Raw genomic sequence first — 21,186 nt, 5'->3', positions numbered from 1 at the left:
ACTTAAATAATTGAATTAGATACAATTTTATTCAAATAAGTGTCCCTAATCGATCTTTCCTTCTTATTATTAACAGCTTCACTAGCAGATAAACGATAGTCATCAGGTAATTGGTCATAAAATAAACCTAAATCCCTTTTGAATTTATCTAGATCTATCGTTTTTCCTGCTTTAAGAACATTTGCGATAACAATAAATAGTGAAAAAAAGTTTGCTTTATTTAACCAATAAGACTTAACGGGTAATTTCATTTTCAAAATTAATGTAGCAGCCTCTTCAAAAATATGAATAACTTCATCTTTTTCATTGAAGCTTACAGATGTATCATTCAGCATATCTGAGGATTTTTCATTTCGATTAAAAAATGAATATATATAAGTAGCGATCATATTTAGAACATGCATTAAATGGGCTTTTCGGGTTAAATCTCTTGATGAATAGATCCCTTTTTCTATAATCAACTTAGGAAAGTTATTTACTTTCTGTTTTTTTGCCCAAGCTATGAAGTCTTCGGGTATATTAGGATCTATTGTCCAATTATCATTATCGCTATCTGATATGGAATCAAGATCAATTTGATTTGTTAATAATTTTGCAACTAACATAAATTCGACAGTTGAATATTCAGACGCATATCTTTCAATAGTAGATAATGAGTTAGATGTTCTGTTAATTCTTTTGAATATTTCAACAACGCGTAGATCATCGTTTTCTAAGTCTAGCTCTATCACTGCAATTTCATATTTTAAAAATATAGCTTTTTCATCATCCGTTAAATCATTATAAGTTTTTCCATTTACTGAAAACTTATTTGCTATAAAATCTAATATTGCATTTGTTCTTTGCTGCCCATCAATGATACAAGATGTTGTTTTCATAGAAGCAACATCAACTTTGCCCTTTGAAACAAAAATTTGAGGAAATGGAAAACCTAAAAGAATAGTTTCAATAAATTCCTTTTTATGAATTTCACGCCAAACCAAATTTCTCTGAAAATATGCGTCAGGAATTAATTTTCCTGCTCTCATATCAGATATAAGATTCAATAGAGATATTGATCTAACCTTATAGTCAACATTATTAATCATTTCAAGCCCTCAAGAATTGTAATGCTATCATTATAGTGCTCAATCAATTTCGCTTGTTTTAGTTCGAAAAATGACTCTGATAGATATATCCCACAATTAATATTTTTAAAGTAATTTCTATATTTATTAGATAAGTTTCCGAAATATTTATTCCATTTAGTTCGCTCATCAGAATATGGCATCATATCGGGTCTAAACATTCCTTTTGAAATATAAGAAATATATGAATCAGCAACAGATAAATCACTTCTATTTCTAGGAAAAATTTGTCTTTTTGTATAATTATCAGTTAAATTACTTACTAACTCCATATAACTAATAAATAAATCTTTATCTATAATAGCCACATCCAAATCAGATTGTTTCAAAGAAAACAATCTCTTTTTATAATAGCTTTTTCCAAACTTAGCCGAACCAATGATATGCACTGAAGATATAGGCACATCAAAAAAGCAACTTATATCATTAAGTATTTCATATTGCATTTCCAAGTTATCAATAAAGAAATGCGTTGGGTAACAGAAAAACATTTTTCTAGCAATTTCAGTGGGCGGTGTTTGAGAGGAAATGCCTTTTTTAATTCCATCATCGTAATCAACCATGAGTCACACCTAATTAAATTACTCAGCGAGTATATAGAACTATAAAAAAAGGACGTAGGCAAGAATTTTTTCATTAAAATCATATAGATTTTAAATCCATTCAATCCCATCCACCACACACAACAATTCAGATACAGTCAATCTATGCGTATATCTCTGAGTTTGACCAATATTAGAATGCTCGTGTCCTACAACCTGCTGAACAAGTACTGTATTAGATACATTAGCCTGAGCTGCTGTAATGAATGTATGACGCAAGCTATGAACAATTCGTCTTTCGTTGTAATCATTCAGGTAAGGTATATCTAATGTTTCCCTAATATCATGAAAAACCTTAGTAACTTTATTGTTATATGTTATTTCAGGAAATAGTAATCCTTTGTCTTTTGGCTTAGAAAAGTCTAAGAATCCAAGTTCAACTAACTTTTTATGTAGTGGAATCTGCCTTGTTCCCGCCTCAGTCTTACTATCTTCAACCATCAAATAATAACGCCCTGAGTCATCATCTAAACGAACAGCTTCGGCGGTTAATGTAGCTATTTCTTTCCTACGTGCACCTGTATAAGCAAGTAACAGAAACACCCACCTCTTCCAATCAGATAACGAAACAAAGTAAGTCACTAACTTCTTCATTTCGGTCTTAGAATAAGCGCCATAAGGCTTACTAACAACGTCATATTTCACACCATGAGTTGGTGATACTGTATATATCTCTCTTTCATTAGTTAAATATGTAGAAAATAGTGACTGACAAAGTTTTAAATACCCTGCAACAGACTTTGACGCTATAAAATCATCCTCTTCAATGTCATCATAATCAATGCATTCTTGAGCACTCATTTTTTTGTACGGATTTTTATTTCTTTTAGGTAAATTTTCAACAACTTCCAGCATATTTTTAATGTCAGATTTATTGATCTGAGTAACTGGCGTATCTGCACCTAATATCAGCTCAATAAAAACAAACTGTCCTTCCATCTCTTTTTTATATATCGGTGTCCAGTCAGATTTGTATTTAACAAAATCAACCCAAGCCTCAGCCAGTGTTGGAATATTATTATTTTGAAGTTGAGGTACAGTCTGAGTATTTACAGGAGAATTCACAATTAGCGGATTAGGAACAACCGCAGGCTTAAGCGAGTCAACAATCTTCTGATATTCTTCAAGATTCTTATTAAAAAAGGCAACTCTAGCCTTTTGCACTTGCATTAACTGCATATCATGCTTTATCCCAGCAGATGCAATCTGGTTTTCCATACCTGCAATATCAAAATGCTGAGAGAAAAATTTAGTCAGGTAATTTTCAGTAAAGGACTCACTACCATTGTAGATTGGGGCTTCCAAATGCTCACTGATAAACTCAGCAAAAGCTTTACCTTCATCCAGAGTCAGCGGATTTAATCCAGATAATTTAGTTGTTCTGGCTTCTACTGGTATGCCTTCAGCACTTTCATAGACCTCTGCCTGAAGCGCCTGCAAATAATCATCAATATCCTGTTGTGTTAGCTTTCTCATTCCCGCCACAATCCGCTGTAGTTGTTTACAGGTCATCTTACCAAGCTTAACCAATGAAATATAAGATATAAGCCGAGATATTATGAATCTGGCTCTCCTGAAACTATCACAGGCTAATGATGCTTTAAAAAACCGATTATCAGGCAGGCGAAAATAGAGATAGAAAATCCCATTTCTCTGAAGGGTATAAGGAATGTTTTGACTAAAACAACAACGGTTGATGTATCCCACCATGTATCCCATTATCTGAGATACGGTAGAAAACACATCAACCGCTTGTTTTAAAAGATATTGGAGTCGGCCGTTAAGCCGGGTTCTGTCGTGGACAGTCATTCATCTAGGCCAGCAATCGCTCACTGGCTCAAGCAGCCTACCCGGGTTCAGTACGGGCCGTACCATGTGAACCCCTATTTGGCCTTGCTCCGGGTGGAGTTTACCGTGCCACGGTCTGTTGCCAGCCGCGCGGTGCGCTCTTACCGCACCCTTTCACCCTTACCTGATCCCACTTGCGTGGGCCATCGGCGGTTTGCTCTCTGTTGCACTGGTCGTAGGCTTGCGCCTCCCAGGCGTTACCTGGCACCCTGCCCTATGGAGCCCGGACTTTCCTCCCTTCCACCCGTCTCCCCAAAGGGACTACGGTGAAACGGCGACTGTCTGGCCGACTCCGGCGCGGAGTATACCCGTGATAGCCACAATAAGCCAGAACACAAACCAACACGGTTTGGTTAAACCCTGCTGGAAACGCCCCAAAACTACTCGTCTTCCTCTTCACCTTGCTGTTGATCCAACACGTGGCGATAGAGCGCATTTTTCTTCACACCATGAATTTCAGCTGCCAGAGCCGCCGCCTTTTTTAACGGTAACTCTTTTTGTAACAGCGCCAGCGTACGCAACGCTTCCGCAGAAAGCTCATTCTCATTTTCTGCCTTATAGCCTTCAACAATTAATACCATTTCGCCTTTACGGCGCACTTCATCTTCTTTCACCCAGGCCAATAACTCACCCACCGGTGCGCCATTAATATTTTCCCAGGTTTTGGTTAATTCTCGCGCCAATACCACGTAGCGCTGCGGCCCCCAAACGGTGATCATGTCTTGCAGGCTATCCAGCAGGCGGTGTGTCGATTCGTAAAAAATCAGCGTTCTGGGCTCATTTTCTAAATCACGCAACACATCACAACGTGCTTTTGTTTTTGCCGGTAAAAAACCTTCATAACAAAAGCGATCGGAAGGAAGACCCGCTGCCGACATCGCCGTAATCGCGGCGCAAGCCCCTGGCAGAGGGATTACCCGGATATTCTCTTCCCGACAACGACGCACTAAATGGTAGCCCGGATCGTTAATTAATGGAGTACCAGCATCAGAAACAAGCGCTATACTGTGTCCATCTTTCAATTTTGTGATTAAAATGTCTGCCTTAGATTGCTCATTGTGATCGTGCAGTGCAAAAAGTTGTGCATTAATGGCAAAATGCTGCAATAGCAGACCAGTATGTCGGGTATCTTCTGCCGCAATAAGGGAGACGCTACCCAGTACATCCAGCGCTCTTTGAGTAATATCGCCAAGGTTACCGATGGGAGTGGGCACCACGTAAAGGGTCGAGGGTAGAATAGCGACTTGATTGTGTTGACTCATGGTTTCATCCGGGTGGCCGTTTAATATTAACGATCTCAAGATTATCAATAAATTGGATACAGCATGCGTTTAACTACATACCTTCGTACTAAGGCAAGCCAGGCTCTGCCAGTAGTACTGGCTACGCTGTTTTTGGTAGGATGCCTAAGTTTAAATAACTCACAAAACAGTATTCAGGGTGAACTGACTCAACCATCAGCTCACTACTTGCAACTCGCCGCTGAAAGCAATGGCGAAGCTCAGATAAACTGGAAGCTGTTAGCCGTTCGCGCACTGATTATGGAAAATGACACCAAACAGGCGCTGAATATACTACAAGAACTACCCGAGATGCTGACTGTTGATCAGGATCAGGAGCGACTCCTGTTACGTGCCGAACTGGCAGCAAAGCAACAGGATAGCAAAGGTATGTTCCAGTGGCTAAAAAACATTAACCTCAACGGCTTATCTGACGTACAGAAAGCCCGCTATTATCGGGTAGAGATCCAGGCTAATCAGGGTCGTGACCCGGTTGCTCAACTGCGCGCCTATATTAATCTGGAACCGCTGGTAGCCGAAGATGAAAAGCAGAAGGTTATCGATCAGACCTGGAACTTGTTAAACCGGTTTACCATGCCGATGCTCACCGCGCTAAATGTTGATGCTAATGAAAATACGCTAAGCGAGTGGCTGGAATTACTGCAAACCTACCAGAACAATAAAGCGGACAACAGCATGCTTCAGTCTGCGGTTAAAGACTGGCAAGGTCGCTACAGCAGCCATCCGGCATCCAAAATGTTACCGGCACCACTGGCTCGCGCATTAGGTTTCCAAAAAGCAGACTCTTCCACCGCTAATATCGCGTTATTACTACCGTTGACCGGTTCCGGCAGTAAGTTCAGCCCGGCAATTCAGGAAGGTTTTAATACGGCGAAATCACAAAGCCCTACCGGTGCCACTACCCAGGTCAAAGTTTACGATACCGGCAGTAAACCTGTAGAAGAACTTCTGGCACAAGCTGAACAAGACGGTGCTTCAGTTATCGTTGGTCCATTAATCAAAACTGACGTAGAAAAACTGGCGCAGTCACCGTCAACACTCAATATGCTGGCGCTGAACCAACCAAGTACTATTTCAGATCGCCCGAACATCTGTTATTTCGCCCTGTCTCCGGAAGATGAAGCTGCTGATGCCGCCCGCCATATCAATGCTCAGGGTAAAACCTCTCCGCTGATTATCGCACCACGTGGAAATCTTGGCGATCGCGTCGCACGTGCCTTTGCCGATCAATGGAGTCAGTTTGGTGGTAACGCGGCTCGCGTTCAATTCTTCTCTAATCAGGCTGGTTTGAGAGAAGCGCTGAGCGGTGGTCGCGGTATGAGTGCTGAAGGTCAGCCAATTACCCTTTCGTCAGGAGTAACCGGCACCATCAGTGGCCCGGTGGATGCTATCTATATTGTCGCAACACAGCCAGAACTGGCGTTGATTAAGCCGATGTTAGATATCTCTAAAGCCTCTAAAACCGCAGGGTTGTACGCCAGCTCACGCAGTTATCAGGCGGGTGCCGGTCCGGATTTCCGTTTCGAAATGGAAGGTCTTCAGTTCAGTGAAATTCCAATGCTGGTAGGACTTTCCCCGGCGATTTCACAAGCAGCAAGCAAATATAGCAGCGACTATACTCTGGCTCGCCTTTACGGTATGGGAGCTGATGCTTGGGAACTTGCGAACCATTTCTCAGAAATTAGTCAGTTACCTGACTTCAAAATTACGGGTTCCACAGGCATACTCAGTGCAGACACTAACTGCGTGGTTCACCGTCAATTACCATGGATACAATACCGTCAGGGACAACTGGTTCCGGTAAAATAACCCACTATCAGGTTGGTACGCGCTATGAAGCCATAGCGCGTCGCCATCTGGAACGATCGGGGTTATGTTTTGTCACCGCCAACGTTAAGTTTCGCGGTGGTGAATTGGATCTGATTATGCAGGATGGCGATATTCTGGTCTTTGTGGAAGTGCGCTATCGACAGAATTCACACTTTGGTCACGCCACCGATTCTATTACCTGGCATAAACGACAACGTCTGCTTTATGCTGCTTCCCGCTGGTTAGCACAACACCAATTATGTCTGGAAACAACAAACTGTCGGTTCGATGTTTTAGCCATTACCGGTAATCAGTTACAATGGTTGCCGAACGCGTTCAATGCCGATGGTGAGACCTAGCGCCCTCTTCGGCCTAACAAGCAAAACGAAAGCAGAACTCATACTATGTTAGAAAGAATTAAAGGCTGTTTTACCGAAAGCATCCAAACACAAATTGCAGCAGCAGAAGCCCTGCCAGACTCCATATCCCGCGCGGCAATGAGCATCGTCCAGTCATTACTTAATGGTAATAAAGTGCTGACCTGTGGAAATGGCGCCTCCGCCGCTAATGCTCAGCATTTTGCCGCTACGCTCATCCATCGTTTTGAAACGGAACGTCCCAGCTTACCGGCTTTAGCCCTCAGTGCCGACACCATCACCCTCACCGCCATTAATAATGGTGGCATAAAAGACGAAGGTTATGCTAAACAGGTACGTGCGCTGGGACAGGCCGGTGATATTTTAGTGGCGATTTCAAGCCGTGGTAACAGCCGTGATATCATCAAAGCCGTTGAAGCCGCAGTAACCCGGGATATGACTATTGTTGCGCTAACCGGGTCTGATGGCGGTGAACTGGCTGGTTTACTGGGTCTGCAGGATGTTGAAATCCGTATTCCCTCGCATCGGACAGCTCGAATACAAGAAATGCATATGCTGATTATCAACTGTCTTTGCGATCTTATTGATTACACCCTATTCCCTCACCAGGATGACTGAAGGAGCTTTTTGAATGAAAATCCGTAACCTTACCGTGTTGGCTATGTTACTGAGTACCACTATGCTAAGCGGCTGTGTGGCTGTTGTCGCCGGTAGTGCAGCTGTGGCCACTAAAACAGCAACCGACCCACGTACTGTAGGCACACAGGTAGATGATGTGACATTAGAAGCCCGGGTCAGTAATGCTATTGCGAAAGATCAAGAAATTAAACAAGAAGCCCGTATCGTCACTACCGCTTACCACGGCAGCGTTTTACTAACCGGCCAAACCCCAAAAGCAGAGCTGGCTGAACGCGCAAAAAATATTGCTGTCGGTGTAGATGGCGCTCAGGAAGTTCATAACGCAGTCCGTGAAGGTAAACCCGTTGAAATCGGTACCGCTTCAAGCGATAGCTGGATCACCACTAAAATTCGTTCACAGCTGCTGACCAGCGACAAAGTGAAATCCAGCAATGTGAAAGTAGTAACGGAAAATGGTGAGGTCTTCCTGTTAGGTCTGGTGACTGAAGCCCAGGGTAAAGAAGCCGCGAAAGTTGCCAGCGAAGTGAGCGGTGTAAAACAGGTTATTACCGTATTCCAGTACGTTAAGTAATTACCTGGCCTGAAATTATTTAATTCGGTCTTTATAAGGCATCACAGCAGAGATCAATGTCCGTTGTGATGCCTTATTAAATCATGCGTATCAGTCGAATTATCCATAAGAAAACCGAAACCCATCAACTGCCACTGCGTTCAACCGCAAACAATTCCCACTATTACTGAAATTTCAGACTTTTCGGTCCAGTTTTCTGTGAAATTTACCGTTTCTTGCTTATGCTTAATTTACCCATAAACATAATGATATAAGGCATAAAATGAATTCCGATAATGATAAAACAACCTATCTTCAAGCTCGGGAGGGTAAACCCACAGAACATATCAATAAGTTGATGGAGGTCTTAGCACCACTTGCCACCTTTAAATCCTATAAACAATATCGAACAATTCAACTTACGGATAAAAGCGTACAACTCTGTCTTTTATTAACGGAAGGCAGCGCGTCTATATGTCGACATAAAGATGGCATGATATTAACTAATATGTATGCTCCCGCAATACTAGGCATTGCTACTTTTAATATGCGCGAGGATGAATTTTTTATACGTACAGAAACCAACGTTATGTTGGGCTCATTACCGGTAGAGTTGGCAGTGGATAGTATCCGCCAGAATGATTTATTATTAGAACTAATTAATTTGCAAGCCTATTATATCCGGGTTCTGGGAGAGAGAGAGTTCAATCTGCCGGGTATCTCTATTTACGAATCAATATGCCTGCACCTGTTACAGCTAATGCATGAACCGGAGGGGATTCGCCAAAACACCAGTGCCTACACCTACATTCAGGAGCGAACCAATTTTTCCCGCAGCCGCATTATGAATATCTTGTCTGCACTTAAGCAGGGGGGATATATCAAAATTGAAAATGGAAAATTACAGCACGTTGGCAAGTTACCAGAACGGTTTTAAACACTATCAGGATTATCCATTATCTTTCTTTCAGCTTTTGGTAACGCTGCCATACCCGATAAGCATATTTCATTCTCAAATCGTGACGTTTTTCACCCATTCCGGCATTGTAAGCGCCTACCGCTTCCCAAGTGTAGCCATATTGGCCAATCATTTCTGATAAAATGGAAGCGCCGACCAACACAGAAATACAAGGGTCGTTTACCAATATATGTTCATCCACACCCAGTTTTTTCAGGCGAGAAAAATGGGAACTGTTAATTTGCATCAGCCCAACATCATAGCTTCCATTGTTATTGGAATTATAGGCATCGGCTTTCATACCGGACTCAACTTGCGCTATTGCATTTAACAGACGGGGATCGATATTGAAATACCCGGCGGCTTCATCCCAGCAGGTTGCATAGCTTGTGGTGCTGATTGCCATAAATGCAAAGAAAGCTGTAATTCTCATAATGGGCTCTCCGGTATAGGGCTTTACTATTTACCAGTTATCGCCAACCCTGACGATAACTGGTTTTAATCAAAAGTTAACGTTTATCCCAGACATCTTTCCAGTTAACGCCCTTACCCGGTTCGTAAGACCATGCCGCCTGACTACACCAGCCAGAATATGGGAATGGTTTACACTCATAAATGCTGCCATCTTTCGCTAATACACGAGTTCCGGCAGCGTATTTACTGATAGCTTTTGGATAAACATATTGATAATCCCCTGACGGTGTTGGCGCTGGTTGTACCACAGGATTTATCTGTAGCGCCGTATTAGCCGTTGCACTCAGGTTATTTTGATCGATAACCCGTGCCGTCAGTTGATAGCTCTTCACTGTGGTGACCGATGGTGCCGTAATCGTCAGCGTATTGGTGCCTTGTCCGGTAACCTGAGCTAATTCACTCGGGATAGTCCAACTCCAGGTTAGCTGATTACCAACACTATCAGGATCGGTCGCTGTAGCAGTAATCACCACCTGACTCCCACTTTGTACCTGCCAACTTGGTGACAATGTTAACGTTGGTGCAATTGGCTGCGCTGCGTTAACCACAGAGACGCTGGTATCCGCATAAGCACTGTGCTCTTGATCTTTAACCGTCAGACGGAACTTATAGGTTGCGTGCTGTACCGGTTGTTCGACATTAAAGGTTGCTTGTGCCGCATCAGCACCGTTCAGAGCCACCGCAGGCCCACCGGTTTGCTCCCACTGATAAGTTAATGCATCCCCATCCTGATCGGTAGAACCAGAACCATCCAGCGTGATAGTTTGTGCACCATCCACCGTCTGGTTAATTCCGGCATTGACAACCGGAGGAACATTTCCGCTAACCGGAGGTACTGGTTGACCATCACTGGCAGTAGTAAACGGAGCAAAAACCTTACTATAAGCATATATCGGCGCCTGTTGTTCGGTCATACCACTATTTTCTGGCCCAACGTATCCGGCAGTACCCGGTTGATCCCGGAACAATGACCAAATACCAATCATACCGATGTTGCGATCTTTCGCCTGCTGATAAACGACTTTCGCATCGGACATAAAGAATACTTCACCCTGAACGTCGTTATAGCCGATCATTGGTGTCGTGCCTAACATGGCATTCACCGCAGCATCGTCTTTGTCTGGCCAAATGGCTTTTACCTGAGAAAACAGATTATCCACCGCTGATGTGGCACACTTAGCGTGAATATTCTGACCTTCAGTGCCGGCTGACTGACAAATGCTATTACCGTAGTCCATGGTCATTACGTTAATGCCCGCCAAATCCACACCTTTGGCTTTCGCATCATTCAGTACATAGATCCCTTCCTGAGTTAATCCGGTTGGCAGAATCGGTAAGGTATACCAGATACCTACTTTGCGGCTTTCCTGACGCCAGCGATCCTGTACTTTTTTCACTGCTTCATTGCGCCGTTGAATTGACTCATTATCCGCAACCCAGTTACCTTCAATATCGAAATCCAGAACGTTAAGATTCAGGTTATCAACAATGTCATAATATTGTTTCTGTAGGTCATCTACGTTTTTACAGGCCGCTGCCAGCGGGGTATTATTTGCCCCACCAATAGACACCATTACATCACCGCCAGCTTCGCGCAGCTCTTTAATCTTTCTGTATTGAGTATAATCGTTGATGTTATAGGCTGTACCCCAGGTTGGCAGACAGGTATTACCATCTTTAGCCACGATAAAGGCCAGCGTGTAGTGGGTTATATTTTGACTCTTCGCCAGTGAGGCTAAGTCTGGAATACTGTTTAAGGTAAAGTCCACGTATGGAGCATAAACATGTTTTGGCCATGTGGAATTTGGCTTACCAACCCACTCTTTAGTCCCGCTCCAGTCAATGAAAATTTCCCACAGGGTTTTATCATCAGGTTTCACCTTATGAACCTGCGACTGGGCAACATAAGGAACACCTTGATATTTAACCAAGGTTCCTGCTGCATAAGTGGTTTCCAGATTCAACGTTGGTGCTTTAGCCAGTTCCTGATCGGTAAAGTTAGTTAATGGCCCCAATGGCTGCCATGGACGACCGTTATTACCATCCGGACTTTGGTTATCAACGCTGGCGGGGTTATCCCCGATGTTATAGAACAATGACAAATAGCCCTGGCTATTAACTATGACAATAGCCCCGGCATCATAAACTTTATCTGCTGCCCATCCCGGAGCTGCTACATATGCCTTCCAGGGATTAGATTTTCCTGGTTCAAAAGTATGATCGGCAATATCTGCGACGGCTTTATAGGTAGCACCTGCTGATGCAACAACAGTGTCCTTGGTATAAGCTAGTGTATTATCAAAACCTGGGGCAACAACGGCACCCGCACCATTAGAGACATCACAAGTCGTTGGATTACCGTACTGTTTTATTTCCGGCTCAGTAGCTGCCCGAACGAAACGCCACGCATTGCTATCAGGATTCTGAATTGAGCTGGCAGGACAATCACTTGCTCCGACCCACCATGCATTGGCATAAACATTACCGGAATAAATGACCTGAAAGTTATCACTCCCTTCCTGACCGCTCCAGGCTTCTAATGCCATGGCCGATGAGGCCATGCTACAAAAACCCAACACTATGAATGTTTTCGATAGCAACGTCATCTTCATAATAAAAGCTCCGATTAAGAATGGTTCTTTAACCATCATCAAAAACGATCGGTTGGGAAATGGCGTGCAATACTTTTGGTACTGCACGCCCGATGACTCAACGATTATTTACAATCAGAAGCGCCTTGTTTAACCCAAACGTCACCTTTGCCAGGCTCGTCACCCTTGGTCCACCATTTGGCTTTCCACTCGGAACCATTAAAGGAAGTGGTTTCACCACCGTTATAGACGATATCTGCACGCCAGGACAATTTGACTTTACTGACCAATTCCCACTGTTCAGCACCAAATCCAGGCTGGTTGTTTTGAGTCCAGTATTTCGCTTTCCATATCAGATTGTTGAAACTCACTGTTTCACCACCGTTGTATACCTTAGAGGCTGACCACGCTGGTTGACTTGCTGCTGCCGGATCGACAGGGTTAGAACAGCTACCTGTTGCACCGCCACCACTTCCGCCGCCGCCAGTGTTACCTTCATCCGGATTCGGTGTTGGAGTTGGTTCTGGCTCCGGAGTTGGTTCCGGGGCAGGAGGAGGCGTTACGGTAACGCGAGTACTGGCTTGAGTACTGGTTTTACCATCACTGACCATCACAGATACGTTATAAGTTGTATCAGAAGCGACCGTTGGTCCTTTGACTGTCAAATCGCTGGCATTGGTTGCACCCGGAGAAAGTTCTCCCGGCACTGTCCATTGATAGGTCAGCTTATCACCATCTGGATCGCCTGCCTGTGCATGCAGCTCGACAGATTCACCCGACGCAACAGTAATACTATCGGTCAGGTTAACCACCGGTGCCTGATTTGGCTTAGGTGCTTTGTTGACGACTTTCACTTCAATCGTGTTACTCAGCCCTTTGTCATCAGTCACTTTCAACTGGAATACATAGGATTGATCCGTTGTCACTGCCGGTGCACTGAACTTCGCTTTTGAAGTTGCGGCATTGGTTAATGTGACTGTTGGGCCAGACACTTTGCTCCACAGATAGGTTAACTTGCCTCCTTCAGGGTCCATAGAGGCTGAGCCATCCAGAGTAACCTGTACCGGGCCGGTTACATTTTGGTCGGTTGCTGTTGCTACCGGAGGTTGGTTAACCGGAGCCGGAGGTGTAACTTCACCACCGCCGCCGCCGCCAGAGCTGGTACCCAGCAAACCTTCATTCATTGCGTTAAGGATATCGCCGTTATCGGCATCAATTTCCCAGGCAAACAGACCGCCCAGATTTTTATCCAGAACATACTGCCCTTTCGCTTTAACTGAACGTTCATCATCATAAGTGATCAGATCGCCAGTTGAAGCGTTGAAGATATAAGGCGCTTCGGCAGTCGCATCATAGGTATAAGTCCAGCCAGAACCTTTGTACTCATTAACGATTTGACGATAGTCAACAATGCCCGCTTCCCATGTCCCTTTAACTTTATTGGTTCCTGTACCGGTAAACGGATTACCCGCCGTGTAGCCATGCACACCAGTCCAACCACGACCATACATTGCCGCACCTATGACCAGTTTTTTCGGATCGGCACCCTGGGCTAGCATCGCTTTCAGGCCGTTATCCACCGTGTAATTAGTGTCAGGTTTCCAGGATGGCGCATATAAAGCAGTCTGGTGACCCAGATCGGTCATGCTCCAACCACCATAGAAGTCATAGCTCATCATGAAAATGTGATCCATGTACTGTTGAGCAGTACCATAATCCACATTTGCGATCTTATCGCCACCAACACCAATGGCAGAAGTTAACTCATAAGTACGACCTGTTTCGGCACTCAAACTATTCAACATAGCGCGTAGATCACGCATCAATGCGGTATAGGTTGCTTTATCTTCAGGACTACCCAGAGAGGCATTTTCACCGCCACCGCCAGGGAATTCCCAGTCGATATCCACACCATCAAAGAATTTCCAGGTTTTCAGGAACTCCTTGACTGACGCAACAAAACGGTCGCGTTTTGCTTTGTCACCTAACTTGTAGAATGGGTCAGACAGCGTCCAACCACCAACGGAAGGCAATATTTTCAGATTTGGATAGGCTTGTTTCAACGCCATTAACTGGCCAAAGTTACCTTTGTAGGGGTCATCCCAGCCAGTAACGCCGGCTTGTGGTTTTTGAATCGCCGCCCAAGGGTCGTGAATGGCTACCTCAAAATCCTGACGACCAGCACAAGCACGTTGTAGTGCTTCAAAGCTACCGCTGATACTTTTCAGACTGTCGTTGATGCCATCTCCGCCACAAATCGGAATAAAACCATACAGAATATGGTTCAGGTTCGCTGCGGGAATTTTATCTACCGTGAATTCGCGGCCATAAACACCCCATTCAGCAAAATAGGCACCGACGACTTTATCGGTATGTTTACTGAAGGCTTTATTCTTTTCTTTCAATGCTGGCGTGAGTGGCAGCAGATGACTGCCGTCGGTATCTGCAATAATCACTAGCTTGCTGTCGCTTTTGGTACAACCGCTGTCATTACAGATTTCAACTTGTTCCTGATAACGACCACCTTTTTTTACTGCAAAGGTGGCTTTGCCAGTACTACCACCGGCAGAACCGCTCCAAACTTCCTTTCCGTCAAACAACACTTTAGCTGTTTTTCCGGTATCGCCACTCCAGATATTCCACGCGACTGTAACAGTAGCGCTATCGTGAACCTTCACCAGATCCTTATAGGATGCAGCGGCCTGATCGACTTCAATAATGGCAAACTTATCATTACCACTATCTAATGACGGTTTGCCAGGGACAGCAGCCCATGCAGGCGCGGCCAGAGTGGCAATCATTAATGCCAAAATATTGGGTTTCATTAATTTCATTTATGAATACCTTTATCAGTAAAATAAACACCTTGCCTTATGCTGAAATAAAAACACAAAAAGCACTCATTAAATCTTAAAAAATCATTAAAAAGCAGACCTCAATTAATCAAAAAGACTTAAAAAGACTCCTCTGAAATTAATTAAACATCGATTTCCTCATAATAAATAGTCAGATATATTTTCTTCATTATTTTTATGAGACACAATAACCATTAAAACGATTATTTTTCAGCTACATGAAAAATACAGAACCGCCTCGGGAATACCCGAAGAAAAAAAATACATATTCTTGCAGGGTACTTTTTTTAAACAAAAGCACCGACCATTATGCGAGAATAGTGAAAATCAACTATCAGATAAAATGCCATTAATTATCTCAAATAATAATTCCCTCATACTTATTCATTAATAAAAAAATAATTCCACCAGTCTTAAAACAATAGCAATGAATATCTGTTTATTCCTGAAACTTAAAAAATAAAAGTGTTATTTTTATTAAGTTAAAGATATATATGCGAATTATAAAATATAAATAATATTGCTCCGGCAATACTTAAATAGGGGCCAAAGGGGAATGGTATCTGTTTTCCTGCCCGCCAGGTTTTCCAGCCACCAATAACCATGCCCAACAGGGCAGCAATAAGGCATAAAAAGGGTAGAGCCTGCCATCCCAGCCATGCTCCCAATGCAGCCAGCAATTTAAAATCACCATATCCCAGCCCCTCTTTTCCCGTCAGCCACCGAAACAACCAGTAAACCAGCCACAAGCACAGATAGCCGGCAACGGCACCATACACCGCATCAGACAAATTGACCGCACCACTACAAGCATTAATCAGCAACCCCTGCCAAAGCAGTGGTTGAGTTAATGCATCCGGCAATAGCATATGCCACCAATCAATCAGACTAAGCGCCAATAAAAAACTGACCAGTATCCACGCCGATAGCAATCGTTCCGGCGATGGCATTAATATGGCCATCAGACAAAATAACAGTGCCGTTATTACCTCTATCCATAATAATCGGGCGGGTATGACACTATTACACTGGCTGCAACGCCCACGTAATGCCAACCAGCTAACGATGGGAACATTCTCCCACCAACACAACACGTGCAAACACTGCGCGCAATGGGAGCGAGGCAGAGCCAGGTTTAACTCCGGTTCTCCTTCCTGATGGTTAAGCATCAAGGGTAAACGCTCTATCACTACGCCCAAGAAACTACCGACAATGGCACCCAGCACCAGACTTAGCAGACAAAACAGCCATAAATATTCCCCTCGCAGTAGAAAAAATAGCTGCTCAGTGGAATTCATCCTCTTGGGCCCCAGGCTAACTTCAATTGAACTTTCACCCCCCCAGCATTATCTGCCGGTGCCATGGTGATGTTCTCAATTCGAATACCCGCGGTGCTGTTTAACGTTGTCAGCCAGCTTTTTAACGAAGCAAAAGGCAAATTATCAATGATGATATCGGCACTGTTGGCAGCCATTTGCATTTGTGCCAGCGTCACTTTCGCCTGAGCAGCGCTCTGTTCAATTGCCTGTTTAGGATCGTCAGCAATCAGTTGATAAGCAGGTAAATCACGCTCTTCCGCCTGCTCCTGCATCCAGGTAATGGTATCCTGAGAACGAGAGATAGCCTGCCAGCCATCCTGTACTGCATTCTGCAGAGGGATCCATAAACCATAAAACAGTAGTCCCCAAAGCAGGGTTATCACACCTAAAACCATCAATACCCGTTCCCGCGGGGCTTTAGCATTAAAATAGGCTATTAGCTTCTCTTTCATTTTGCGACATCTCCCCCAGTCAGGACGCCGGTATAGGGCGGATTTGTCGAACCCGGCTGTAAAGTAAAACCAAAGATCGGTTGAGTTTGGGTAACAAATGCGGAGATCCGATCTTTTTCCATTGAGCTGACATCCAACGTCAATGCTCCACTCTTACCGTCATATTTCACCGATCGTACCTCAATATCCGGATAGGCTTGTTTCATCATATCCAGCTGTTCTAATTGAGTAAAAAATCCACTTTTCGCTTTATTGATGCCTTTTTCAAAGTGATATTTAAGATTGCTGGGCGGCACCTCTCCGGGGAGGTAACGTTGATATACTTGCTGAGTTTCCTGAGCCAGATCGTTCTGGCGGCTTTTAACATTCCACAACACGGCAAACTGAGGAAACAGACTCAAACAAAAAGCCAAAATCACAGAAAAAATCAGTGGTTTTTTCCAGCGTTTTAAAATCTCAGCGCGGTTATCCGTCTGACTAAACACACCATGCAGTACATTTAGCCGCTCCGCTCGCCAGCGATCCTGAATTAACAGTAACGGGTGCTGCCACGGGTTAGCTTCATCAGTGGTTATCCCTTCCGGTAAATCACCATAGCTATGCCGTGTTCCCTGAGGTAAACGAAGCAGCAAATCGGACAACAGTGGTGTTTCCACTACGCTGGCACCCGTGTCATAACGCACCCACCACTGATCCTCCAAAGAAACAACGGTATGACCTTGAGGGTTCTCCGGCAACAATAGCGCATCCGGTAATGCCTGAATCACTTTAAGTCCTGCATTCCCACAGGCATCCAGCCACTGCTGCAATTTGATACTGCGTACCGCCACGGTATCCAGTTCACCTCCGGAACGGCGCATAACCGTCCAGTGCAAATCATCAATTTCACCCATCAGTGAGTCTTCTGCGATCCAGGTAAATTGAGGGGTTTGATGCAGAGCCCATTTTTTAGGTAACTTAAAACGGCGAAAGATCAGATCGCTGGTAGGAAGTAACAGGCAAACGTAATGCGATAGCGGATGTGATCTCAGTTGAGATAATTGATCCCAGCCATCCAGACGCTCAGGGGTTGATGCCACTCCAGCCTGCAGAGCACACCACCAAACTGGCGAATCCGGTGTTGAACCTAATCTGATAAAAAGTGCCTGTTTCATTATAAATATCCCTACTACTCAATAGTTCGATATCGATGTAACCAGCGGCTAGCCTCTCTGGTCTCTTCATCTAGGTACAAATTATCAACAAATCGCAGTGTCAGATTGTCCGTACGCCCGGTGGTATAAACGGTGAAGAAATTACTGTTCACTGTCATATAACTATCCGCAGCGGTCTCTTTAGCTTTCACCGGAAACTGCTTTTCCAACTGGGCTTGAAATGCCTCAACGGTTTCCCATCCACTCTCGGGCCGCTTACTAATTAACTGACTGGCGTCATCAACCGTAAGCTCCCCTAAAAATAACCCTGAAAGCAAAGGAGCCTGCTGTTCTGTCAGTGAATTAATATTCACTTTGGTTTTCGTATTGGGTAATGCACAGAGCAATTTGCTCAGTCTGGCATAAGACTCCAGCGGAAATCCTGGCAGTAACTTCAGTTCACTGATGGAGTACATCATCTGCTTTGCAGGTACCCTTGGCGGTTGCTGAGTTTTAAAGGCTTCCATCGCCGAACTGGCTTTACTGTTATCAGTGCCGCTATCAATACCTAAATATACCGTCAGTTCGTTAAACAGCGTTTCTGCCGTCGCCGAATTAATACCGGCGCTGGTCATCAGGTATTCCACTACTTTTTGAGTCATCGCCTTTTCACCGGGAAGCGATGAAGTGGCACTGTTATCCGGTGTCAGCAGGCTGTTTACGTTAAAGCAGGTTTGTGCATCAAACACCTGACTATCTAATTGATAATCTTCCGTTTTGACATTTACCGGTTGAGCCCAGGATTGATCCAGTGAGCTGGGCTTTTTCCCGTCGGCTAAATCATCGCCCAACCGGATAATCGCCAGTTGCACCGCCGCATCAGAGTTCCAACGCAACGTTTGCTGGCCCAGTTGGAACTGAATTTTCTGTAAGTTCCGCGTAAATTGTTGACTAATGCGGGCAGCCAATACCGACATTAATACCAACAGAATCAGCACCACTAACAGAGCCACTCCCCGCTGACGCCCTTTAGATCCGCGATTCATTTTGCACCTCCGGCATCTGGCGAACTGCCATCCTGTGCTGGTGGTGTTGCTGATGGTGCTGCTGCTTCCGGTTTATCTGCATCCGGTTTTTGCTCACCAGCAGCGGGATCGTTTTCATTTAGCCCCTGGATGCTTGATGTTCCACCCTTAGGCCAATTGCCCGGAGTCATAAACACCCAACGCCATACCGTATCGTCTTCCAGTGTTAACGTTAGCTCGATACCTTTGGGGATCATTTCAGCTTCATCCCACTGGGGCTGCCAGTCAGCATTAAAAAAGCGCCAGTCCATTTTTTTTACACGATCAATCATCGGGATCTTGGTCCAGTCAGTGGCACTGGCGCCATCCAGTACCGAAGCAATACCACGATAAACCTGGTTATCCTTCAGCCACCATGAAACCCTTATCAAGTCTGCACTTTGTGGATTACCCAGACTAACCACGCTGTCCTGAGTGGTCAGTACCAATATGCCGTCTCTCAATTGAAACGCTGCGCTGCTGCCAACCGGGGCACGAGGCATTGCCTGTGAAAAATCACGTTCCAATCGACTATAGGTCATTTGCAACTGGTTAAACCGAGCCGATTGCGCATCCGACACAGCGGAATTGCTCATTGAACCGTTTAATATCTGCCACGCCATCATGCTGATCATGGCAAATATCACCAGCGCAATGATGACTTCCATCATGGTAAATCCCTGCTGGCGGGCACGCTTTACGGCATTCATTTTGTTCCTCCGACCAGCGAAGCATCGCGCAATGTAACCAACGGATGTTCCTCTTCACCTTCGCGAAAGACGCTCACTTCATTCACTTTTACGCCAGACGGCATCTGTGCCTGCCGCGCCTGCCAGTACCAGGTCTGGCCACCAATCTCTTCATTACCACTGGGTTGATCGGTAAAGGTACGGCGAGCTAATCGTGCCTCCGCCATCTGATTTTCCGCCACCCAACTGGCCCGTAAAGTTTCTCCCAACTGTACGGTGTAGTGACTACTAACGGTTACGGTATTCATCAAAGCCAACGCCGCACAAGAGAAGATGGCCATGGCTACCATGACTTCCAACAGTGTCATGCCTTGCTCATTGTGCCTCTTTCGCATCTTGTGCCTCTTTCGCTTCGTTACCGTAACCGTTTACCACCTCAACCGGAGATGCTCCCTGAGAGACCACAGAATAGACATCTTTTCTGTCCTCTCCCTCGAATGTCAGCCGAAACAGACTGATCTCACCGTCCGGTAAAAAAATAACTTGTGGAGGATCATTTAAACTCAGAGCCATTTTCTGCGGCTCTATGGTGATTCGCAGATCCTCCGGAAACTCGCCTTTGGTCGTGATACGGCCTGCAACAAGCGGCTGCCACTGTAGGCTATCCTGAGCGCCTTCGCCGTTCCCTTTCAGGATCATCAATTGATATCCCTGATAGGTCAGCGTCAGACCAACAATGCTTCCCTCCATGACAGCCTTGCTTGAGCCATAATCCACCAGCGTCTTAAACTGTTCGCCAAACACCCCCGGCCCGCTTTTTGAAGGCAATGTCATCACCACAATGGTGGCGCTGATGGCAAAAATCACCAGCGTTAGCATGACTTCAAGCAGCGTAAATCCCCGGGAGCGATGGCTGGACATTATTTTTGTCCCGGTTCAGCTTCAGCTTTCTTATCAATGTCCCAGTTGGTGACATCATCGGCAGTATTTGCCTCACCGTCCGGGCCTACGGAAAACACATCAATCGGCCCATGTTCACCAGGGCTAACAATCAAATAATCATTGTTCCATGGGTCGGTTGGCAGACGACGAATATAGCCATCTGAACGATAATTTTTCGGTACTGGCTGAAGTTCAGGTTTAGTCACCAGCGCTTTAAGACCCTGGTCAGTGGTTGGATAGCGCCCGTTATCCAACTTGTACATATCGAGGGTATTTTCCAATGCCACAATATCGCTCACCGCCTTCTGACGATCCGCACGTTCTTTATTTCCCATCAGGTTAGGGATAACCAGACTGGCCAGAACACCTAAAATAACGATAACCACCATGATTTCCATCAGGGTAAAACCCGACTGGCTCTGCGTGCTATCTTGATTAATAGTTTGATTTTTCATG

20 protein-coding genes and 1 other RNA gene are annotated in these 21,186 nt (G+C 44.8%); 5 read left to right on the top strand and 16 right to left on the bottom strand.

Features of this window, described 5'->3' with window-relative positions; all coding sequences use genetic code 11:
- Positions 1-2 precede the first annotated feature (2 nt).
- The 5 genes from I2494_RS16345 to rsmI form a co-directional block, all read right to left on the bottom strand.
- A complete protein-coding gene (locus I2494_RS16345) occupies positions 3-1,088 on the bottom strand; it encodes a DUF262 domain-containing protein (RefSeq protein ID WP_218467909.1) in 1,086 nt (361 codons plus the stop codon).
- Positions 1,085-1,690 (bottom strand): hypothetical protein, encoded by a 606-nt coding sequence (locus I2494_RS16340; RefSeq protein ID WP_218467908.1) that lies wholly within the window; start codon positions 1,688-1,690, stop codon positions 1,085-1,087. The genes I2494_RS16345 and I2494_RS16340 overlap by 4 nt, the downstream gene beginning before the upstream one ends.
- Positions 1,691-1,780: 90 nt before the next feature.
- Complete coding sequence (locus I2494_RS16335) at positions 1,781-3,205, bottom strand: tyrosine-type recombinase/integrase (protein ID WP_218467907.1); 1,425 nt, start codon at positions 3,203-3,205, stop codon at positions 1,781-1,783.
- Positions 3,206-3,494: 289 nt separating this feature from the next.
- Positions 3,495-3,871: RNase P RNA component class A (rnpB, locus tag I2494_RS16330), an RNA gene on the bottom strand.
- A gap of 86 nt (positions 3,872-3,957) precedes the next feature.
- A complete protein-coding gene (rsmI, locus tag I2494_RS16325; protein ID WP_218467906.1) occupies positions 3,958-4,839 on the bottom strand; it encodes a 16S rRNA (cytidine(1402)-2'-O)-methyltransferase in 882 nt (293 codons plus the stop codon).
- 63 nt (positions 4,840-4,902) lie between these two features.
- Here rsmI and I2494_RS16320 point away from each other — a divergent pair, with 63 nt between their 5' ends.
- The 5 genes from I2494_RS16320 (at position 4,903) to I2494_RS16300 (ending at position 9,190) form a co-directional block, all read left to right on the top strand.
- Positions 4,903-6,687: a penicillin-binding protein activator gene (locus I2494_RS16320; RefSeq protein ID WP_218467905.1), complete on the top strand. Its 1,785-nt coding sequence runs from the start codon at positions 4,903-4,905 to the stop codon at positions 6,685-6,687.
- Positions 6,645-7,046 (top strand): YraN family protein, encoded by a 402-nt coding sequence (locus I2494_RS16315; RefSeq protein ID WP_130592686.1) that lies wholly within the window; start codon positions 6,645-6,647, stop codon positions 7,044-7,046. Before I2494_RS16320 ends, I2494_RS16315 begins: the two co-directional genes overlap by 43 nt.
- Before the next feature lie 45 nt (positions 7,047-7,091).
- Complete coding sequence (diaA, locus tag I2494_RS16310) at positions 7,092-7,682, top strand: DnaA initiator-associating protein DiaA (protein ID WP_218467904.1); 591 nt, start codon at positions 7,092-7,094, stop codon at positions 7,680-7,682.
- 13 nt (positions 7,683-7,695) lie between these two features.
- Complete coding sequence (gene dolP / locus I2494_RS16305) at positions 7,696-8,274, top strand: division/outer membrane stress-associated lipid-binding lipoprotein (RefSeq protein ID WP_179038526.1); 579 nt, start codon at positions 7,696-7,698, stop codon at positions 8,272-8,274.
- 262 nt (positions 8,275-8,536) lie between these two features.
- Positions 8,537-9,190 (top strand): winged helix-turn-helix transcriptional regulator, encoded by a 654-nt coding sequence (locus tag I2494_RS16300; protein WP_218467903.1) that lies wholly within the window; start codon positions 8,537-8,539, stop codon positions 9,188-9,190.
- A 19-nt stretch (positions 9,191-9,209) separates the two neighbouring features.
- Here the strand turns inward: I2494_RS16300 and iagB are convergent, their stop codons facing one another.
- The 11 genes from iagB to gspG form a co-directional block, all read right to left on the bottom strand.
- Positions 9,210-9,644 (bottom strand): type III secretion system invasion protein IagB, encoded by a 435-nt coding sequence (iagB, locus tag I2494_RS16295; RefSeq protein ID WP_218467902.1) that lies wholly within the window; start codon positions 9,642-9,644, stop codon positions 9,210-9,212.
- A 76-nt stretch (positions 9,645-9,720) separates the two neighbouring features.
- Positions 9,721-12,297: a chitinase gene (locus I2494_RS16285; protein WP_218467901.1), complete on the bottom strand. Its 2,577-nt coding sequence runs from the start codon at positions 12,295-12,297 to the stop codon at positions 9,721-9,723.
- Between the two features lie 104 nt (positions 12,298-12,401).
- Entirely contained in the window at positions 12,402-15,110 is a 2,709-nt protein-coding gene (locus tag I2494_RS16280) for a glycosyl hydrolase family 18 protein (RefSeq protein WP_218467900.1), read from the bottom strand.
- A 503-nt stretch (positions 15,111-15,613) separates the two neighbouring features.
- Positions 15,614-16,429 (bottom strand): prepilin peptidase, encoded by an 816-nt coding sequence (locus tag I2494_RS16275; protein ID WP_218467899.1) that lies wholly within the window; start codon positions 16,427-16,429, stop codon positions 15,614-15,616.
- Entirely contained in the window at positions 16,426-16,902 is a 477-nt protein-coding gene (gspM, locus tag I2494_RS16270) for a type II secretion system protein GspM (RefSeq protein WP_218467898.1), read from the bottom strand. The genes I2494_RS16275 and gspM overlap by 4 nt, the downstream gene beginning before the upstream one ends.
- Entirely contained in the window at positions 16,899-18,056 is a 1,158-nt protein-coding gene (gene gspL / locus I2494_RS16265; protein ID WP_218467897.1) for a type II secretion system protein GspL, read from the bottom strand. Before gspL ends, gspM begins: the two co-directional genes overlap by 4 nt.
- Positions 18,057-18,070: 14 nt before the next feature.
- Positions 18,071-19,081, bottom strand: a complete 1,011-nt coding sequence (gene gspK / locus I2494_RS16260) for a type II secretion system minor pseudopilin GspK (RefSeq protein ID WP_218467896.1) — start codon at positions 19,079-19,081, stop codon at positions 18,071-18,073.
- Positions 19,078-19,809, bottom strand: coding sequence for a type II secretion system minor pseudopilin GspJ (gene gspJ, locus I2494_RS16255; RefSeq protein ID WP_218467895.1), 732 nt, complete (start codon positions 19,807-19,809; stop codon positions 19,078-19,080). The genes gspK and gspJ overlap by 4 nt, the downstream gene beginning before the upstream one ends.
- Positions 19,806-20,183: a type II secretion system minor pseudopilin GspI gene (gspI, locus tag I2494_RS16250; protein ID WP_218467894.1), complete on the bottom strand. Its 378-nt coding sequence runs from the start codon at positions 20,181-20,183 to the stop codon at positions 19,806-19,808. Before gspI ends, gspJ begins: the two co-directional genes overlap by 4 nt.
- Entirely contained in the window at positions 20,164-20,709 is a 546-nt protein-coding gene (gspH, locus tag I2494_RS16245) for a type II secretion system minor pseudopilin GspH (RefSeq protein WP_218467893.1), read from the bottom strand. The genes gspI and gspH overlap by 20 nt, the downstream gene beginning before the upstream one ends.
- The gene (gene gspG, locus I2494_RS16240) at positions 20,709-21,185 is read right to left on the bottom strand and encodes a type II secretion system major pseudopilin GspG (RefSeq protein WP_218467892.1); all 477 of its coding nucleotides are present in this window, start codon (positions 21,183-21,185) and stop codon (positions 20,709-20,711) included. Before gspG ends, gspH begins: the two co-directional genes overlap by 1 nt.
- Position 21,186 lies beyond the last annotated feature (1 nt).

The sequence above is a fragment of the Limnobaculum allomyrinae genome (assembly GCF_016649425.1).
Lineage (GTDB): Bacteria > Pseudomonadota > Gammaproteobacteria > Enterobacterales > Enterobacteriaceae > Limnobaculum > Limnobaculum allomyrinae.
This window is presented reverse-complemented; position numbering and strand designations above follow the sequence as displayed.

Excerpts from the sequence above, each read along its gene's own strand:
- I2494_RS16345 (WP_218467909.1), bottom strand. The coding sequence starts at position 1,088 with ATGATTAATAATGTTGACTATAAGGTTAGATCAATATCTCTATTGAAT.
- I2494_RS16340 (WP_218467908.1), bottom strand. The coding sequence starts at position 1,690 with ATGGTTGATTACGATGATGGAATTAAAAAAGGCATTTCCTCTCAAACA.
- I2494_RS16335 (WP_218467907.1), bottom strand. The coding sequence starts at position 3,205 with ATGAGAAAGCTAACACAACAGGATATTGATGATTATTTGCAGGCGCTT.
- rsmI (WP_218467906.1), bottom strand. The coding sequence starts at position 4,839 with ATGAGTCAACACAATCAAGTCGCTATTCTACCCTCGACCCTTTACGTG.
- I2494_RS16320 (WP_218467905.1), top strand. The coding sequence starts at position 4,903 with ATGCGTTTAACTACATACCTTCGTACTAAGGCAAGCCAGGCTCTGCCA.
- I2494_RS16315 (WP_130592686.1), top strand. The coding sequence starts at position 6,645 with ATGGATACAATACCGTCAGGGACAACTGGTTCCGGTAAAATAACCCAC.
- diaA (WP_218467904.1), top strand. The coding sequence starts at position 7,092 with ATGTTAGAAAGAATTAAAGGCTGTTTTACCGAAAGCATCCAAACACAA.
- dolP (WP_179038526.1), top strand. The coding sequence starts at position 7,696 with ATGAAAATCCGTAACCTTACCGTGTTGGCTATGTTACTGAGTACCACT.
- I2494_RS16300 (WP_218467903.1), top strand. The coding sequence starts at position 8,537 with ATGAATTCCGATAATGATAAAACAACCTATCTTCAAGCTCGGGAGGGT.
- iagB (WP_218467902.1), bottom strand. The coding sequence starts at position 9,644 with ATGAGAATTACAGCTTTCTTTGCATTTATGGCAATCAGCACCACAAGC.
- I2494_RS16285 (WP_218467901.1), bottom strand. The coding sequence starts at position 12,297 with ATGAAGATGACGTTGCTATCGAAAACATTCATAGTGTTGGGTTTTTGT.
- I2494_RS16280 (WP_218467900.1), bottom strand. The coding sequence starts at position 15,110 with ATGAAATTAATGAAACCCAATATTTTGGCATTAATGATTGCCACTCTG.
- I2494_RS16275 (WP_218467899.1), bottom strand. The coding sequence starts at position 16,429 with ATGAATTCCACTGAGCAGCTATTTTTTCTACTGCGAGGGGAATATTTA.
- gspM (WP_218467898.1), bottom strand. The coding sequence starts at position 16,902 with ATGAAAGAGAAGCTAATAGCCTATTTTAATGCTAAAGCCCCGCGGGAA.
- gspL (WP_218467897.1), bottom strand. The coding sequence starts at position 18,056 with ATGAAACAGGCACTTTTTATCAGATTAGGTTCAACACCGGATTCGCCA.
- gspK (WP_218467896.1), bottom strand. The coding sequence starts at position 19,081 with ATGAATCGCGGATCTAAAGGGCGTCAGCGGGGAGTGGCTCTGTTAGTG.
- gspJ (WP_218467895.1), bottom strand. The coding sequence starts at position 19,809 with ATGAATGCCGTAAAGCGTGCCCGCCAGCAGGGATTTACCATGATGGAA.
- gspI (WP_218467894.1), bottom strand. The coding sequence starts at position 20,183 with ATGCGAAAGAGGCACAATGAGCAAGGCATGACACTGTTGGAAGTCATG.
- gspH (WP_218467893.1), bottom strand. The coding sequence starts at position 20,709 with ATGTCCAGCCATCGCTCCCGGGGATTTACGCTGCTTGAAGTCATGCTA.
- gspG (WP_218467892.1), bottom strand. The coding sequence starts at position 21,185 with ATGAAAAATCAAACTATTAATCAAGATAGCACGCAGAGCCAGTCGGGT.